Origin of the sequence: Pseudomonas sp. B21-032 (assembly GCF_024748965.1) — a bacterium.
Lineage (GTDB): Bacteria > Pseudomonadota > Gammaproteobacteria > Pseudomonadales > Pseudomonadaceae > Aquipseudomonas.
The window spans coordinates 2,738,508-2,753,752 of record NZ_CP087180.1 but is presented as its reverse complement, the minus strand read 5'-3'; the positions used below and the strand labels follow the sequence as shown (position 1 = coordinate 2,753,752).

The window sequence follows — 15,245 nt, the reverse complement described above, 5'->3', positions numbered from 1 at the left end:
ACCGCGTGCAGCGGTTGCCGTCGATTATTGGAAAGCGATGTAAGCTGGCGTTGTACCTGAAGATCGAAGATGTAAAAAGTCGTAAGGTTTTTGTACGTCAGCTCTGGATCAGCTGTTTGAGGGTCTGTGCGGCCAGGCGCAACTGCTCGGTCAAGGGTGCTTGCAATGCATTCAGGGCCGCCTGGTGCTTGCCCAGCGCTGCTGCTTCCAGCTCGCGCAGTACCGTCGCCAGGCCGCTAAAACCCAGGGAGTCGCTGCTGCCGGCGAGGCGATGGGCCAGGTGTGCGACCTCGGTGCAGTCACCGGCCTTGAGCACCTCGGCCAGCGCGCCTTGGTGCTGTTCGAGGGCATCGCGCAGCACCGTCAGCAAACCCTGGACTTTCTGTTCGCCGAGCAGGCTGCGATGGGTATCGAGCAGCGCCCAGTCCATGCCCTGCCCGGCCGTCGCCGCCTCGACCACCACCCCCTGTTGCGCCAGCGCCTGGCGCAGGCTGTCGAGCTTCAGCGGCTTGGCGAGGATGCCCTGCATGCCCGCCGCAAGAAATCCGCGCACCAGCGCCGGTTGCACGCTGGCGGTCAGCGCCAGGATCCGGCAAGCGCGGTTCGGCCCGGGCGTGCGGCGGATCTGCCGGCACAGCTCGACGCCACTGATACCCGGCAGGTGCACATCGAGCAGGATCAGCTCGAAGCGCCGCTGGGCGCAGAGCTCCAGCGCCTGTTCACCGTCTTCAGCCATCCACAAGCGGTGGCCGTCACGCTGCAGCAGGCCGCGCACCACCTCGCGGTTGAGCTCGACGTCTTCGACCACAAGAATATCCAGGGCCTGCACCGCTGCCGCCGGCAGCAGCGCCGGGGCCTCGGCGGCCGCCGCTTGCAGCTGCAGTTCGAACCAGAAACAACTGCCCTGGCCCTCAACGCTTTCAAGACCGATGCGCCCACCGAGCAGCTCGACCAGGTGCTTGCAGATCGCCAGGCCCAGGCCGGTGCCGCCGTAACGCCGGGCCACGGCGTCGCTGGCCTGGACGAAGCGATCGAAAATCCGCCCCTGCACCGGCGCAGCGATGCCGATGCCGTTGTCGCGCACGCTGACCCGCAACTGTTGGCGGCCTTGCGCCTGGTCCAGCACCTGGACATCGACACTCACCTCGCCGGCCTCGGTGAACTTGATGGCGTTGGCCAGCAAGTTGCTAAGCACCTGACGCAAAAACTGCTCGGCGCCGTGCTGGCGAGGCGCCAACTGGCTATCGATGCGACAGCGCAGCACCGTATCGTTGTTAAGCGCTCGCGGCTCGAGCAGGGTCATGACCTCGTCGCATAATTGGCGCAGGGAGAAGTCCACCGGCTCCGGGTGGCTTTCGCCCTCTTCCAGGCGGGCGAAATACAGCACTTCGTTAAGGATGGTCAGCAAACCTTCGCCGGCTTTGTACAGGGCATCCAGGCGCTTGCGGTCACGGGCGTCGAGGTGCGCTTCGCGCAGCAGTTCGGCCATGCCGAGGATGCCGTTGAGCGGGGTGCGCAGTTCATGGCTCATGGTTGCCAGGAAGCGCGACTTGGCCAGGTTCGCCGCCTCGGCCTCCTCCTTGGCATGCATCAGGCTGGCGGTGCGGCGCTCGACCATCTTCTGCAGTTCGTCGCGTTTGTCCTGCAGGGCCAGGCGGTCGATTTCACGGCGATCGATATCGCTGAGAATATTGCGCCGCATGTCGTCCAGGGCGTGGGCCACGGTATCGATTTCGTCTTCGCGGCTGGAGCGGCGCTTGTCCAGGCGCAGCGGCTCCTGCAAATCGCCGGCGCCTATACGGCGGGCAAACTCGGCCATCACCTGCAGGTGGCGGGTAACCAGCCGGTAGAACAACCCCGACAGGGCCACGGCCAGGCCGCAGAGGAACACGCTCATCCACAACAGGCTGGTCAGCCCGGTGGCGAACAGGCGTCGGTGCACCGCGCCCAGGTCGATGCTGACTTCCAGCTCGCCCAGATGGCGTGGCGGCCCTGACGGCGGCTGGTAGTCGAGGGCGAAACGCTCGATGCGCAGCGGCCCTTGCGGCGTGGCCTCGCCCTGCAGCAAGTCGAAATCGGCGCTGCTCAGGCGCACCCGCGCCACATCGGAGAAGTCCACCAGGCCGCGCAATTGCACGTTCAGTTGCTCCTGGTTGAGGTCCCAGAGGCTGCGCTCAAGGCTTGCCAGGTAGCCGGCGCGAATCAGCGCCATGCGCGAATCGATGTCGCGCATCTCGCGGCGGTACTCGAAATACAACTGCACGGTGCTGGCCAGCACGGTAAAGCACAGGCTAAACAACAGGATGAACAGCAGCAGGCGCCGCAGCAGGCCACCGGGTTGCAGGCGCATCAACGGGCGTCCGCCGGCAGGTTGACCATGTCGCGGTAGGTGACTTCGCTTTGTTCCAGCCAGCGCTGGATCTCACCGTTGTCGGTCATGCGCTGCAACTGCTCGTCGATTTGCGCCATGTGCTGGCTCAAGGGTGAATGACGCGACACCGCCACCCGCAGGTAGTCGACGCTCAGCGCGGTGGGCAAGGCCTGGATGTCCTGGGCGCCAGGCAGGTGCTCGACGAACAACTGGCCGGTGCGCCGCTCCTGGATGACGAAATCGATGCGCCCGCGAATCAGCTTGCCGAAATTCTGCTGGCTGTCGGAGACCCACTCGATGTTCTGGTGGCGGGCGACGAAGCGGTCGAAGTCAGGGCCGTAGCTTTCGCCGAACAACAGCCCGCCGCGGTAGCTGGCAAGGTCTTCAAGGCGCTCGAATTTCACCGGCCGCTGGCGGTTGAAAAACACCGCCACCTCTTCGCGCAGCACTGGCACCGTGGAAAAACGCATGCCCTGGTCGCGCTGGTCGCTGTTGTAGGCCAACACCACGTCGACCCGGCCTTCGGCGGCATCGAGCAGGCAGCGCTTCCAGTTACCCAGCACGACGATCTCCACCTCATAGCCCAGGCGCGCGAACAACTGGCGTACCACGGTCGGCGCCAGGCCGCGCACCTGCTTGCCGTCACTCCAGGAGACCGGCGGGTACACCGGGTAGTCGCAATAGCGGATGCGCTCGGCGCCCTGGGCCTGGGCGCCGAGCACCAGCAGGGCCAGCCATAACCACCGCCACATGCGCTCAGGCCGCCACGCTGGCGGTAAACAGGTAACCGGCGCCGTGAATGGTGATGATCAGCTGCGGTTCGGCCGGGTCATCGTGCAGCTTGCGGCGCAAGCGGCCGACCAGCACATCGATGGAGCGGTCGTTGGGCACCCATTCGCGGTTGCGGATCTGGTCCATCAACTGGTCGCGGCTCAGGGTATGGCCGCTGTTGCGCAGGAACACGCTGAGCAGCTGGAACTCGCCATGGGTCAGCAGGGTTTCGCCGCCCTGGGGGTCGATCAGGCGCCGGCGGTCGGTGTCCAGGGCCCAGTCGGCAAACTGCTTGAGCGGATGATTGGCGCCACTGGGCGGCTTGCCGGCCTGGGCATGGCGCACCCGGCGCACCAGGTTCTTGGCCCGCGACACCAGCTCGCGCGGGTTCAGCGGTTTGATCACGTAGTCGTCGGCGCCGCATTCCAGGCCAACGATGCGGTCGATGTCGTCGTTGCGGCCAGTGATGAGGATGATGCCGACTTCCGAGCGCACCCGCAGTTCGCGGGTCAGGGTCAGGCCATCCTTGCCCGGCAGACGGATGTCGAGCATGACCAGGTCGACGGCCTGCTCGCCAAGAAAATGCTCGGCCTGCTCCGCCGTGGCGGCGCAGTGCACGTCGTAGCCTTCCTGGGACAGGTAGGCGTGCAGCAAGTCGCGAATCAGCGGATCGTCATCGACGACCAGTACCCGAGGCGTCATTGCGTGTTGTCTCTTATAAAAATTGTTGTATGACTCACGACAGCAGCGTACCCATTACTGAACGACCGATCAACAGCCCTCGATCAGGGTGAAGCGCCGGCGGCCACCGGCTTGCAAACCATCGACCCAGGCCTCGCAGATCTGCACGCCCTGCTCGGGGGTGAAGGTCCCGGGGTTGAGCCCCGATTCCAGCCACAGGCCGTCAAGCAAGGCACTCAGGCTGATGGCCGCAAGGTCGGCGTTGAATGCCTGCCAGCCCTCCTCTGTGGCCAGGTCCGCCAGCAGCCGGCCCAGTTCGTTGCGGTACTCGCCGTAGGAATGATCGTGCACCTGGTTGATCGCCTCGGCGGTTTTCACCGCGCCCCAGAACGCCAGCCAGGCATCGAGCAGTTGCGGGTCGAGCAATTCGGCGCAGAACGAGGCGCGAAAGAACGCCGACAGCCGTTCGCGGGCATTGGGTGCGGCCTGGGCCATGGCCTCGCGGATCAGCCCCATGACCCGGCCGGTGACCGCCATGTAGGCCTCGGCGACCAGTTCGTCCTTGCCCGAATAGTGATGGCTGATCAGCCCCACCGAGACGCCGGCCTCGGCGGAGATCTTGCGGATCGAGGCGCCCTGGAAGCCGTGGCGTTTCAGGCACACCAGGGTCGCTTCGACCAGGTTGGCCTTGCGCAACTCCGGGACCATACGGCTGTAACGGGCTTCCTGAGACATAGGGTTTCTCGAACAGAGTGAGTTGCAGGAACCCGGTGGGAGCGGGCCTTGCCCCGCGATCGAGCGCGAAGCGATCGTAAAAGCGGCCAATGCGGTGTGTCTGTTTGCACCGTGTCGACAGGTTTTACTGCTGCTTCGCAGCAGATCGCGGGGCAAGGCCCGCTCCCACAGGATTGCGTATTGAACGACTGTACAACAACTGCTGATCAGTCGCGATAGCCCGGCGCCACCCGATCGAGCAGACGCAGCAACGCCGACCAGGCCAGTTGCATGCCGTCCGGATCGCTCAGCTCGCCTTCCTTCAGCGGCCGCGCCGGTTCGTTGAACTGGCGTTCGGTGTGGGCACAGACTTCTTCCGACGGCAGCACCAGCTCGCCGGCCGCCATCGCCGTGAGCTGGATCTCGCAGGCTTTTTCCAGGTAGTACATGCGCAGGAACGCCTCGCTGACACTGCGCCCGACACTGAGCAAGCCATGGTTGCGCAAAATCAGCACCGCCTTGTCACCCAGGTCATCGACCAGGCGCGCTTGTTCGGCCATGTCCAGGGCGATGCCTTCGTAGTCGTGGTAGGCAACCTTGCCGTGGAATTCCATGGAAATCTGGTTGACCGCCAGCAACCCGCACTTGAGCGCCGCCAGCGCGCAGCCGGCCTTGGTGTGAGTGTGCAGCACGCACTGGGCGTCTTCGCGGGCACCGTGGATGGCACTGTGAATGACAAAACCGGCCGGGTTCACCGGGTACGGCGAAGCCTCCACCGCCCTGCCCGCCAGGTCGATCTTGACCAGGTTAGAGGCGCTGATTTCATCGAACATCAAACCATAGGGGTTGATCAGAAAATGATGCTCGGGGCCGGGAATGCGCACCGAGATATGGGTGAAGATCAGATCGGTCATGCGAAAGTGCGCGATCAATCGATAGCAGGCGGCCAGTTCCTGGCGCAGGCGGATTTCGGTCTCGGTCATTATTGTTGTCCTCAGGCGAAAAACTGGCCAGACAATAGGGCTGGACACCGTACGATGTCCAGCCACAGGGGTTAGCGACTGGCCCAGGCGTTGAAGCGCTCTTCCAGCTCATCGCCGTGATCGACCCAGAACTCGACGTTCATCGACAGTGCGCCCTCAAGGTTCTGCCTGGACGTCGGCACCCAGCTCGCCAGCTTCGGATCAAGCTCGGCGGCAGCCTGGGTGTTGGTCGGCCCGTAGGGGATTTGCTTGACGTAGCGCACCTGGGTGTCGGGCTGGTTGGCGAAGGCGATCAGGCGCTTGGCCTGGTCGACATGCCTGGAGCCCTTGATGATCGCCCAGTAGTCCATGCCGTACAGGCTGCCCGGCCACACCAGGGCCAGCGGGCTGCCCTCCTGGGCGGCGACGGCGACCCGACCGCTGTAGGTCGAGGTCATGACCACGTCGCCGGCGCTCAGCCACTGCGCCGGTTGCGCGCCGGCTTCCCACCACTGGATATAGGGCTTGAGCTCGCTGAGCTTGTTGAAGGCGCGGTCGACACCCTCGGGGGTGGCCAGGACCTTGTAGACGTCCTCGACCTTGACCCCGTCGGCCATCAGCGCGAACTCCAGGTTGTACACCGCACGCTTGCGCAGGCCGCGCTTGCCGGGGATTTTCTTGACGTCCCAGAAATCCGCCCACGAGGCCGGCGCCTGGGCCAGCTTGTTGCGGTCGTAGGCAATCGCCACGCTCCACACCAGCACCGCCGAGCCGCACTCCTGGGCGGCGTCGGGTATCAGTTGCTCGGCACGCCCGAGCTGGGTCCAGTCGAGGCGCTCGTACATGCCCTCGTCGCAGCCGCGCATCAGGTCCGGGCCTTCGATCTGCACCAGGTCCCAGTCGACGTTGCCGGTATCGACCATGACCTTGATCCGGGCCATTTCGCCGTTGTATTCACTCTGGATCAACGTGCTGCCGTCCTGGGCACTGAAAGGCTTGAAGATCGCCGCATCCTGGGCTTTCTGGCCGGCGCCGCCATAGGCGACCACGACCATGTCCGGTGCTGCCTGGGCGCCGCCGACCGCAAGGGCAAGCAACCAGGGAGAGAGCTTGAGCAGGTTCGATTTCATCAATGCTTCCTCTTGCCGGTACCACGTGATGCGTGGCCCGTTTTCTTGTTGTTGTGAGGTGTGCCCCAGGACCCGGGGTGATTTGCAAACTAGTCAAAGGCCAGTAAAAAAACAAGTTGATTTTTTACTGGCGGTACACTTCTATAGAAAAATAATAACAACACCCCGCTGGAGCCTGACCCGCATGTCGACCTTCGCGCACCTGTTCGAACCGCTGCACATCCGTGGCAAACGCCTGAAGAACCGCATCATGTCCAGCGGCCACGACACCTCGATGCCCACCGACAACCTGGTCAACGAGCGCCTGATTGCCTACCACCAGGCCCGGGCCGCCGGCGGCGTCGGCCTGATCGTGCTGCAGGTGGCCGGGGTGCACGACAGTGCGCGCTACACCTCGCACGTGCTGATGGCCACCGACGATGCCTGCATCGACGGCTACCGCCAACTGGCCGAGACCTGCCATGCCCAAGGCACCGTGGTGCTGTCGCAGATCTTCCACCCCGGGCGGGAAATCATGGAGTCCAGCGACGGCTTGCTGGCCGTGGCCTACTCGGCCTCGGCGGTGCCCAACGAGCGTTTTCGGGTGATGCCACGGGCGCTGGACCAGGCCATGATCGACGAGATCGTTGCTGGCTATGCCGCTGCGGCCCGGCGCCTGCACCAGGCCGGCATCGATGGCGTCGAGGTGGTGGCCAGCCACGGCTACCTGCCGGCGCAGTTCATCAACCCACGGGTCAACCGCCGCAGCGATGGCTACAACGGTGAGCTGCAGCAACGCCTGCGCTTTGTCCGTGAAGTAATCGCCGCAGTGCGGGCGGCGACGGCAGACGACTTCATCATCGGCCTGCGCATCAGCGCCGATGAGCGCGACGCCGAGGGCCTGACCGAGGATGAATCGCTGGCGGCAGTGAAATTGCTGCAAGCAGAGCTGGACTACGTGCATATCGTCGCCGGCACCTCGGCCTCGCTCGGCGGCGCCGTGCACATCGTCCCGCCCATGGCTATCGAGGCGGCGTACCTGGCGCGCGAGGCCGGGACCTTCAAGGCGCAACTGAGCATTCCGCTGTTCGTCACCGGGCGCATCAACCAGCCCCAGGAAGCCGAACTGATCCTCGCCCGTGGCCAGGCCGATGTCTGCGGCATGACCCGCGCGCTGATCTGCGACCCGCAAATGCCCAACAAGACCCGCACTGAGCGCGTTGAAGATGTACGCGCCTGCATCGCCTGCAACCAGGCCTGCATCGGCCACTTTCACAAGGGCCTGCCGATCTCGTGCATCCAGCATCCGGAAACCGGCCGCGAGCAGCAGTTCGGCAGCTTGCAGCCGGCAGTTGTGCGCAAGCGCATCATGATCGCCGGTGGCGGCCCGGCCGGCATGAAGGCGGCGGCAGTGGCGGCTGCGCGCGGCCACGACGTGACTTTGTACGAAGCCAGCACACAGCTGGGCGGCCAGGTGCTGCTCGCGCAATTGCTGCCGCGCCGGGCCGAATTCGGCGGCGCCAGCACCAACCTGCAACGGGAGATGCAGCTGGCCGGGGTCAAGGTGGTGCGCAACACGCGCGTGGATCGCGCCCTGGTCGAGCGCGAACAGCCGGACCTGGTGATCGTCGCCACCGGCGCCGAACCCTACTGGCCGGCCTTCGAGCGTGGTGGCGAACTGCAGGTGCTCGATGCCTGGCAGATCCTGCGTGGCGAGGCCAAGCCCGGGCGCTCGGTGCTGGTGGTCGACTGGCGCTGCGACTGGATCGGCCCGGGCATCGCCGAGCGCCTGGTGCGTGAAGGCCACCAGGTGCAACTGGCGGTCAATGGCACCCACTGCGGCGAAAGCCTGCCGCTGTACGTGCGCGACCAGATGGCCGGCGAGCTGCACAAGCTGGGTATCCCGATCACCCCCTATGCGCGCCTGTACGGCTGCGACGACACCACCGTGTACCTGCAACACACCGCCAGCGGCGAGCCGATGATCTTCGAAGACATCGACACCCTGGTGCTGTGCCAGGGCCATCAGCCGGTCGATACCCTGGCCGCGGAACTGCACGGCCTGGTCGAGGTAAAACGCATCGGCGACTGCCTGGCCCCGCGCACGGTGGAAGAAGCCGTCTACGACGGTTTGAAGGTCGCCTGGAGCCTGTAAGCCTGTTTATACTCCGGGGCTTTGACAGTGCGGTTCGGAGCACGCCATGAGCAACAGCAGCAAGACGCCGCCCGTCGCCAGCCAGGAAGGCACCAGCACCGCGCATTTTCTCGGCACGCGCATCCGCGGCCTGCGCAAGCGCCGCGGCATGACCCTGGCCGAGCTTGCCGAGCAGAGCGAGCTGACCGCCGGCTACATCAGCCAGCTGGAGCGCAACCTCTCCTACCCGTCGATCCCGGCGCTGTTCAACATCGCCCGCAGCCTGGGCGTGACCATCCAGTGGTTTTTCGCCAGCGAAGCCAGTACCGCCCCGGAAGACAACGGCTACGTGGTGCGCAAGCACAGCCGCCTGAGCGTGCACTACGAAGACGGCATCGTCGACCAGTTGCTGACCCCGCAACCCAACCGCCAGCTGGAAATCCTCCACTCGCGCTTCCCGCCGGGCACCTACAGCCAGCAAAGCTACAGCCATGACGGCGAAGAAGCCGGCTACCTGCTGTCCGGCAGTTTCGAGCTGTGGGTTGGCGAGCGCTATTTTCAGCTCGGCGAAGGCGACAGCTTCAGTTTTTCCAGCCAGGAGCCGCACCGTTACGGCAACCCCGGCGAAGTGGATGCGGTGGTGATCTGGGTGATCACCCCGCCGACGTTCTGATACCTACAACAACACAGGCACGCCATGAACGAACTGATCACCCGCGAACTGCACCAGGGCCTGCTGACCCTGACCTTCAACCGCCCGGACAAGCTCAATGCGTTGAACAACGCCATGTACAGCCAGCTGGGCGAGCTATTGCTGGCGGCCCAGGAGGACGCCCAGGTCGAGGTCATCCTCCTGACCGGCGGCGCGCAGTGCTTCAGCGCCGGCAACGACCTCAAGGACTTTCTCGACAACCCGCCCGGCGACATGGACAGCCCGGTGTTTCGCCTGATGCGCGTAGTGCTGGCGCTGGACAAGCCGCTGATCGCAGCGGTTGCCGGCGCCGCCATCGGCATCGGCGCCACCTTGCTGCTGCACTGCGACCAGATACTGGTCAGCCGTTGCACTAAACTGCGCATGCCGTTCGTGCCGCTGGGGGTGTGCCCGGAGTTTGGCTCCAGCCTGCTATTGCCACGCCTGCTCGGCCATGCCCGGGCGGCGCGCTTGTTGCTGTGCAATGAACTGCTCACAGGCGAACAGGCCGTTGAATGGGGCCTGGCCAATGAGCTGCATGAAGATGGCGAACAGTGCCTGGCGGCGGCGCGCAAGCTGGCGGCACGGCTACAGGCCCTGCCCCAGGATGCACTGCGCATCAGCAAGCGCCTGCTCAAGGATGCCCACCGCCAGGAACTGGAAGCGACGGTTCAACGTGAAGGCCTGCTGTTTATCGAACGGCTGCAAACGCCTGAGGCGAAGGCGGCGTTGCGGGCGTCGGTCAAGGATTGACGCTGGCGGCCTCATCGCGGGTCAAGCCCGCTCCCACAGGTTCAACGCCACCGGGTGGGAGCGGGCTTGCCCCGCGATCCAGGCAACGCCGAATCAGTCTTTGACCACCCTCAACTCAATCCCATCCAACAACGCATCCACCAGCGCCCTGGCCAGCTCAACCGACTGCTGGGCCGACCAGACAAACTCTCGTCCTTCCTCACTGCAGCGCTGCACCGCCTGGCCAATAGTGGCGCTGGCACATTTGAGGTACAGCAAGGCATGCACCAGCGCGTCTTCGGCGCTGACACCTGCACACACGCTGAATAGCGGCGGATGCTCCGGGCAACTTCTGACAGGGGTTTCAACGGTTTCAGCGAGGTGCAGGCTTGGGGGATCGGGGACGAGCTTTTTCATGGTCAACTCCTAACTTGTGGAGCCGCCACGCTTTCGTCGCCAAACAAAATGGGTGGCAGCTGTACGCGGGTTGGCGAACCGGTAAGTTAGGAACCCGGCAGGGCCAAAGCCCTCCCGCGCACAGCCACCATAGAGAGTCATGGTGATGTCTTAACTTGTCCGGGTCGCCAAACCCGGTCACCGAACATTCAGTGACCGAGCGAGCCTAGTGTGCAGACCTTCCCCGGGCAAGCTTGTGAGATCGACAGACTGCGTAGGATAGGTCCTAGGACCTGAAATTGGCTAGCGCTTTGCCGGCCTAATCGCTGGCAAGCCCGCTCCCACAGAGGCACCATCGATCCTGTGGGAGCGGCGGTGCGACGCCTCGACTTGACCCGCGATTGAGCACCGAATTTGAATCAACGCCTCAACTCATAGCGCAACCGTGCATTCGCCCCAGCCGCCGACGCCACCCGCCTGAACCCCAGCCCCTCCACCAGGCGCTGGCACGCAACATTGGCCGGCGACGTGGTCAGCCACAACAGCGAGCCTTCGAGCAGTGGTAGCAGGGTTTCCAGCGCCTCGGTCATCAAACCCTGCCGGGCATGGGCCTCGGCGATCCAGTAACCCAGGCCGACCTTGCCCAGGGCATCCGGGCGCACACCGAGGCAACCGATCAGCTCACCACTGGCGAGGAACAGGTAGTAGCGTTTTTCACCCTGGGGCGCCGCCCAGTTCTGCCGGGCCTGGAACAGGCTTTGGCGCGCCTGCTCCAGGGTCCAGTCGGCACGGGCCCATGGCAGAAACTCACGGTGAAAGTCGAAGTTGGCGTTGAGCACCGCCTGCAGTTGCGCAGCGAAGGTCAGTTCCGGGGCGTGGAGTTTCAGCTGTTTGCTGCGCAAGCGGCGAGGCAGGTCCATTGCGGGGTCCAGGGGTGGGTAAGGATTGACCAGTATTGCATAGTCAAAATCATTGCGAGCGCTTTGCGCTCGACACACTCACGGGGTAATCGCCACCTTCATCACCCCATCCCGCTGATGGGCAAACAACTCATACGCCGCCTCAATGTCATCGAGCTTGAAGTGATGGGTCACCAGCGGCTTGAGGTCCACCTGGCCGCTGCCTACCACTTCCATCAGCCGGCGCATGCGCTCCTTGCCGCCGGGGCACAGGGTGCTGACGATGCGGTAGTCGCCAAGCCCTGCGGCAAAGGCGTCCAGCGGCAAGCGCAAGTCGCTGGAGTACACCCCAAGACTCGACAAGGTGCCACCGGGGCGCAGCACCCGCAACGCTGATTCGAAGGTCGATTGCGTGCCCAGCGCCTCGATGGCCACGTCAACCCCACGGCCATCGGTGAGCTGCATGATCTGCTGGACCACATCGCCCTGGTTGAAATCCACTACATGGGTTGCACCGAGCTTGTGCGCCACTGCAATCCGCGCCGCGACGGTATCAACGCCAATGATCGTGGTCGCGCCCTTGAGCCGCGCGCCGGCGACGGCACACAGGCCAATCGGGCCGAGGGCAAAAACCACGACTGTGTCGCCTATCTGCACCTCGCCACGCTCGGCACCAGAAAACCCGGTAGACATGATGTCCGGGCACATCAGTACCTGCTCGTCGCTCAGGTGATCGGGAATGGCGCAGAGGTTGGCGGTGGCATCAGGCACCAGCAGGTACTCGGCCTGGCTGCCGTCGATGCTGTTGCCGAATTTCCAGCCGCCCGCCGCACGAAAGCCGTGGCGGGTATCCGGGCCGTCCTGGGCGCCGCAGCCGCACAGGCAGGCAAAGCTATGGCCGCTTGGGGTGATGGCGCCGGCGATCACCCGCTGGCCTTCGACAAAACCCTGCACCTGGGAGCCGAGCTTTTCGATCACCCCCACCGGCTCGTGGCCGATGGTCAAGCCCTTGGCCACCGGGTACTCACCGCGCAGGATGTGCACGTCGGTGCCGCACAAGGTTGTGGTGGTGATGCGGATCAGCGCATCCAGCGGGCCCACTTCGGGGATCGGCTTTTCGTCCAGCACGATGCGGTTCTTTTCAACGAAAATCGCAGCTTTCATCTTGGCCATGGCGGTGTCCTCGACGGGGCGGTAGTGATTGTCCACCCTGCGCCCGACAGGCCCGGGTGCGCTTGACCGGGGTCAATGAACTGGCGGCCAGGCCAAGAGCTGCTAGCGTTGTTCAGGCGATCAATTCCCCGTCCCGTGCGGTCATTGCCAAGGATACGAACGTCGATGAAACCCACCTTGCGCTCCACCCTGCTCTGCTCTGCCCTTATCGTCCTTGCCGGTTGCTCCAGCAGCCAGGTCGACCCCAGCCAGTATTCCGGATTCCTCAAGGACTATAGCCGCCTCAAGCCCGCCGAAAGCAGCTCCGGCAAGCCGGTGATGCGCTGGATCGACCCACAAGTGAAGGCCGCGCGCTTTACCCAGGTGTTTATCGAGCCCAGCCAGTTCTACCCCAAGCCCCAGCCTACCGCGGCGATTTCGCCGCAAATCCTCAGCCAGATCACCCAGTACTACAACACCGCGCTCAAGCGTGAACTGGGCGCCGAATTGCCCTTGGCCCAGGGCCCGGGCCCCGGCGTGCTGGTGGTGCGCCCGGCGATCACCGCGGTATCGACCAAGACCGAAGGCCTCAAGCCCTACGAAGTGATCCCCATCGCCCTGGTGGCGGCTGCGGTCAATACCGCCGCCGGCGGCCGCGACCAGGAAGTCGACATCGCCACCGAGGCGGCCTTCCTCGACGGCGGCAATAACAAGGTGATTGCCCAGGTGGTGCGCAAAGGCACCGGCGAGGCCCTGGAAAACGACACCTCCAAGCTGGCCCTGGAGAACGTCAAGCCGGTGCTGGACGGTTGGGCCAGTGACCTGCGCAAAAGCTTCGCCAAGCTCAAGAGCGAGTCGCGCTAGCTACTGACACTGGAGCGCACCGGGTTCACTGCGCTGATCCCGGTGTACGCTGCAGGGCTATTCGGCGTGCGAACTGATAGGGAAATCGACCATGTCCCAGCTCCTGGACCCCACCTCCAACGAAAGCAAGTACGCCAAGCTCGCCAGCACCGCGATCATCGGCGCGATCACCCCCACCAGCGTGCGCTTGTGGTTTCGCGTGTACCTGCCCGGCGAGTGGGTGCTGGTGGTCACTACTGCGCCGCTGAGCGGCGACCTGCAGCGACTCGATGAATTGCCGGTGGCCGAATTTCTGAAGCAGCAGAAGATCAAGCCGGTGTTCACCCAGGCGCAAGCCTTCAGCTTCGACAGCGACCTCACCGGTGTCTTTGCGGTGACTGGCCTGAAGGCGCAAAGCACCTATTTCTATGCACTGATCAGCAACATCCGCGACCGCGACATCATTCGCCGGCGCACCGAAATCGGTGGTGACAGCCCGAAAAGCTTCATCACCCCTGCGGTCAACCCGCAGACCCTGACCTTCGGTTTCTACAGCTGCCACGACCCGATCAGCGCCGACGGCAGTGCCGGCGCCTGGCCGCTGCTGCACCAGCAGTTGGTCGACCAGCGCGCGCAATTCGTCATCGGCGGTGGCGACCAGATGTACGTCGACACCAATAAGAAAAACGGCTTCCTGGATATCTGGGAATGGCTCAAGGACAACAAGCAGGCGCTGCTGGCCCAGTTCAAGCAAGGCAGCAGCTACGACAAGGCCGGCATCGAGAAGTACCTGCTGAACATCTACCGCTGGTACTACCGGGTGTACTGGAACATCCCGACCCTGCGCGAGGTGTACGAGCAGTTCCCCCAGTACATGATCTGGGACGATCACGAAATCATGGACGGCTGGGGCTCGCTGACCAACAAGGAGCGGCAAAAACGTATCTCGCTGTTGTTCGAAAGTTCCAGCAACGGCGCCACCAATCAAATGCTCGTCGACCTGATGTGGCGTGCCGCCTGCCGTGCCTACTACGAGTATGAGCACAGCCACAACCCGGTTACCTCGATCAACCTCGACAAGCCCGACGACTGCCATTGGGACTACGCCTTCGAGCAAGGCGGCTCGGCCTTTTACGTGCTGGACATGCGCGGCCACCACGATGTCGAGGCCAAGGACCCGCACAAGATTCTTGGCAGCGCACAGATGAAGCGCTTCAAGGACTGGTTGAACAGTGCCGTGGTGCAAAGCGCCAAGGCGGTGTTCATCGTCTCGCCGGTGCCGGTCATGCACTGGAAGAACGTGGTCACCAACGGCGCCGATTTCGGCTCGCTGAAGGATGACTGCATGGATGAGTGGGACCACAAGAGCAACCAGGCCGAACGCAAGGTGCTGCTCGATCAGGTCTACGCGGCGCTGGGCAAGAGCGCCAGGCCGGTGGTGTTTCTCAGCGGCGACGTGCACTGCGCGGCGGTGTTTCGCCTGTTGCACAAGCAATACCCGGCGGCCAAGGTGTTCCAGGTCACCTCCAGTGCCATCTCGCGCGTACCAGCGCCAGGCATGCTCAAGCTGGCCATCAGCGGCGGCGGCGAGATGCCGGGCATTGCCAACATGGTCTGCGAGCGTTGGTACGCCATGGCCGGTTCGAAGAACTTCGCCATGCTCAGCGTGCGCCCGTCACTGGACGGCCAGCAGACCGAAGTGCTGGTGGAACTGCATTGGCCCAGTGGCGAGGACGGCGAACTGACCAAGCGCCGGGTGTTGCTCAGGTAGCGCTACACTGATTGGGTGT

14 protein-coding genes are annotated in these 15,245 nt (G+C 64.2%); 5 read left to right on the top strand and 9 right to left on the bottom strand.

What is annotated here, in order from left to right; genetic code table 11:
• Positions 1–97 precede the first annotated feature (97 nt).
• From LOY54_RS12550 to LOY54_RS12525, 6 genes are all read right to left on the bottom strand, one after another.
• Positions 98–2,353: an ATP-binding protein gene (locus LOY54_RS12550; protein WP_258610569.1), complete on the bottom strand. Its 2,256-nt coding sequence runs from the start codon at positions 2,351–2,353 to the stop codon at positions 98–100.
• On the bottom strand, positions 2,350–3,123 hold the full coding sequence (locus LOY54_RS12545) for an ABC transporter substrate-binding protein (RefSeq protein WP_258597643.1): 774 nt from the start codon (positions 3,121–3,123) through the stop codon (positions 2,350–2,352). Before LOY54_RS12545 ends, LOY54_RS12550 begins: the two co-directional genes overlap by 4 nt.
• 4 nt (positions 3,124–3,127) lie before the next feature.
• On the bottom strand, positions 3,128–3,844 hold the full coding sequence (locus tag LOY54_RS12540; RefSeq protein WP_045198803.1) for a response regulator: 717 nt from the start codon (positions 3,842–3,844) through the stop codon (positions 3,128–3,130).
• Between the two features lie 69 nt (positions 3,845–3,913).
• Positions 3,914–4,558: a TetR family transcriptional regulator C-terminal domain-containing protein gene (locus tag LOY54_RS12535; RefSeq protein WP_093383240.1), complete on the bottom strand. Its 645-nt coding sequence runs from the start codon at positions 4,556–4,558 to the stop codon at positions 3,914–3,916.
• Between the two features lie 206 nt (positions 4,559–4,764).
• On the bottom strand, positions 4,765–5,520 hold the full coding sequence (locus tag LOY54_RS12530; RefSeq protein ID WP_045198799.1) for a class II aldolase/adducin family protein: 756 nt from the start codon (positions 5,518–5,520) through the stop codon (positions 4,765–4,767).
• A 71-nt stretch (positions 5,521–5,591) separates the two neighbouring features.
• Positions 5,592–6,629, bottom strand: coding sequence for an ABC transporter substrate-binding protein (locus LOY54_RS12525; RefSeq protein ID WP_045198796.1), 1,038 nt, complete (start codon positions 6,627–6,629; stop codon positions 5,592–5,594).
• A gap of 184 nt (positions 6,630–6,813) precedes the next feature.
• On the opposite strand from LOY54_RS12525, the gene LOY54_RS12520 reads away from it, so the two are divergent.
• Genes LOY54_RS12520 through LOY54_RS12510 form a run of 3 tightly spaced genes read left to right on the top strand, consistent with a single transcriptional unit; the run spans position 6,814 to position 10,186 of the window.
• A complete protein-coding gene (locus LOY54_RS12520) occupies positions 6,814–8,763 on the top strand; it encodes an FAD-dependent oxidoreductase (protein ID WP_258610568.1) in 1,950 nt (649 codons plus the stop codon).
• A gap of 46 nt (positions 8,764–8,809) precedes the next feature.
• On the top strand, positions 8,810–9,415 hold the full coding sequence (locus LOY54_RS12515) for a helix-turn-helix domain-containing protein (protein ID WP_258610567.1): 606 nt from the start codon (positions 8,810–8,812) through the stop codon (positions 9,413–9,415).
• Between the two features lie 24 nt (positions 9,416–9,439).
• Positions 9,440–10,186, top strand: a complete 747-nt coding sequence (locus LOY54_RS12510; RefSeq protein ID WP_258610566.1) for an enoyl-CoA hydratase-related protein — start codon at positions 9,440–9,442, stop codon at positions 10,184–10,186.
• A gap of 93 nt (positions 10,187–10,279) precedes the next feature.
• Here the strand turns inward: LOY54_RS12510 and LOY54_RS12505 are convergent, their stop codons facing one another.
• The 3 genes from LOY54_RS12505 to LOY54_RS12495 all read right to left on the bottom strand — a co-directional run bounded on the left by LOY54_RS12505 (position 10,280) and on the right by LOY54_RS12495 (position 12,633).
• A complete protein-coding gene (locus tag LOY54_RS12505) occupies positions 10,280–10,582 on the bottom strand; it encodes a DUF3077 domain-containing protein (RefSeq protein ID WP_258610565.1) in 303 nt (100 codons plus the stop codon).
• 398 nt (positions 10,583–10,980) lie between these two features.
• Complete coding sequence (locus LOY54_RS12500) at positions 10,981–11,481, bottom strand: GNAT family N-acetyltransferase (RefSeq protein WP_258610564.1); 501 nt, start codon at positions 11,479–11,481, stop codon at positions 10,981–10,983.
• Between the two features lie 78 nt (positions 11,482–11,559).
• Positions 11,560–12,633, bottom strand: coding sequence for an NAD(P)-dependent alcohol dehydrogenase (locus LOY54_RS12495; RefSeq protein ID WP_093383257.1), 1,074 nt, complete (start codon positions 12,631–12,633; stop codon positions 11,560–11,562).
• Positions 12,634–12,798: 165 nt separating this feature from the next.
• Between LOY54_RS12495 and LOY54_RS12490 the strand changes: the two genes are divergently transcribed.
• Together LOY54_RS12490 and LOY54_RS12485 are read left to right on the top strand one after the other, a co-directional pair.
• Positions 12,799–13,476 carry a DUF3313 domain-containing protein gene (locus tag LOY54_RS12490; protein WP_093383260.1) on the top strand — a complete coding sequence of 226 codons (678 nt, stop codon included), beginning with the start codon at positions 12,799–12,801 and terminating at the stop codon, positions 13,474–13,476.
• Positions 13,477–13,567: 91 nt separating this feature from the next.
• Positions 13,568–15,226 carry an alkaline phosphatase D family protein gene (locus tag LOY54_RS12485; RefSeq protein ID WP_258610563.1) on the top strand — a complete coding sequence of 553 codons (1,659 nt, stop codon included), beginning with the start codon at positions 13,568–13,570 and terminating at the stop codon, positions 15,224–15,226.
• The last annotated feature ends 19 nt before the right edge of the window (positions 15,227–15,245 follow it).

Coding starts and splice junctions, on each gene's coding strand:
- LOY54_RS12515 (WP_258610567.1), top strand. CDS start 8,810: ATGAGCAACAGCAGCAAGACGCCGCCCGTCGCCAGCCAGGAAGGCACC.
- LOY54_RS12505 (WP_258610565.1), bottom strand. CDS start 10,582: ATGAAAAAGCTCGTCCCCGATCCCCCAAGCCTGCACCTCGCTGAAACC.
- LOY54_RS12540 (WP_045198803.1), bottom strand. CDS start 3,844: ATGACGCCTCGGGTACTGGTCGTCGATGACGATCCGCTGATTCGCGAC.
- LOY54_RS12535 (WP_093383240.1), bottom strand. CDS start 4,558: ATGTCTCAGGAAGCCCGTTACAGCCGTATGGTCCCGGAGTTGCGCAAG.
- LOY54_RS12495 (WP_093383257.1), bottom strand. CDS start 12,633: ATGGCCAAGATGAAAGCTGCGATTTTCGTTGAAAAGAACCGCATCGTG.
- LOY54_RS12485 (WP_258610563.1), top strand. CDS start 13,568: ATGTCCCAGCTCCTGGACCCCACCTCCAACGAAAGCAAGTACGCCAAG.
- LOY54_RS12520 (WP_258610568.1), top strand. CDS start 6,814: ATGTCGACCTTCGCGCACCTGTTCGAACCGCTGCACATCCGTGGCAAA.
- LOY54_RS12545 (WP_258597643.1), bottom strand. CDS start 3,123: ATGTGGCGGTGGTTATGGCTGGCCCTGCTGGTGCTCGGCGCCCAGGCC.
- LOY54_RS12500 (WP_258610564.1), bottom strand. CDS start 11,481: ATGGACCTGCCTCGCCGCTTGCGCAGCAAACAGCTGAAACTCCACGCC.
- LOY54_RS12525 (WP_045198796.1), bottom strand. CDS start 6,629: ATGAAATCGAACCTGCTCAAGCTCTCTCCCTGGTTGCTTGCCCTTGCG.
- LOY54_RS12490 (WP_093383260.1), top strand. CDS start 12,799: ATGAAACCCACCTTGCGCTCCACCCTGCTCTGCTCTGCCCTTATCGTC.
- LOY54_RS12530 (WP_045198799.1), bottom strand. CDS start 5,520: ATGACCGAGACCGAAATCCGCCTGCGCCAGGAACTGGCCGCCTGCTAT.
- LOY54_RS12510 (WP_258610566.1), top strand. CDS start 9,440: ATGAACGAACTGATCACCCGCGAACTGCACCAGGGCCTGCTGACCCTG.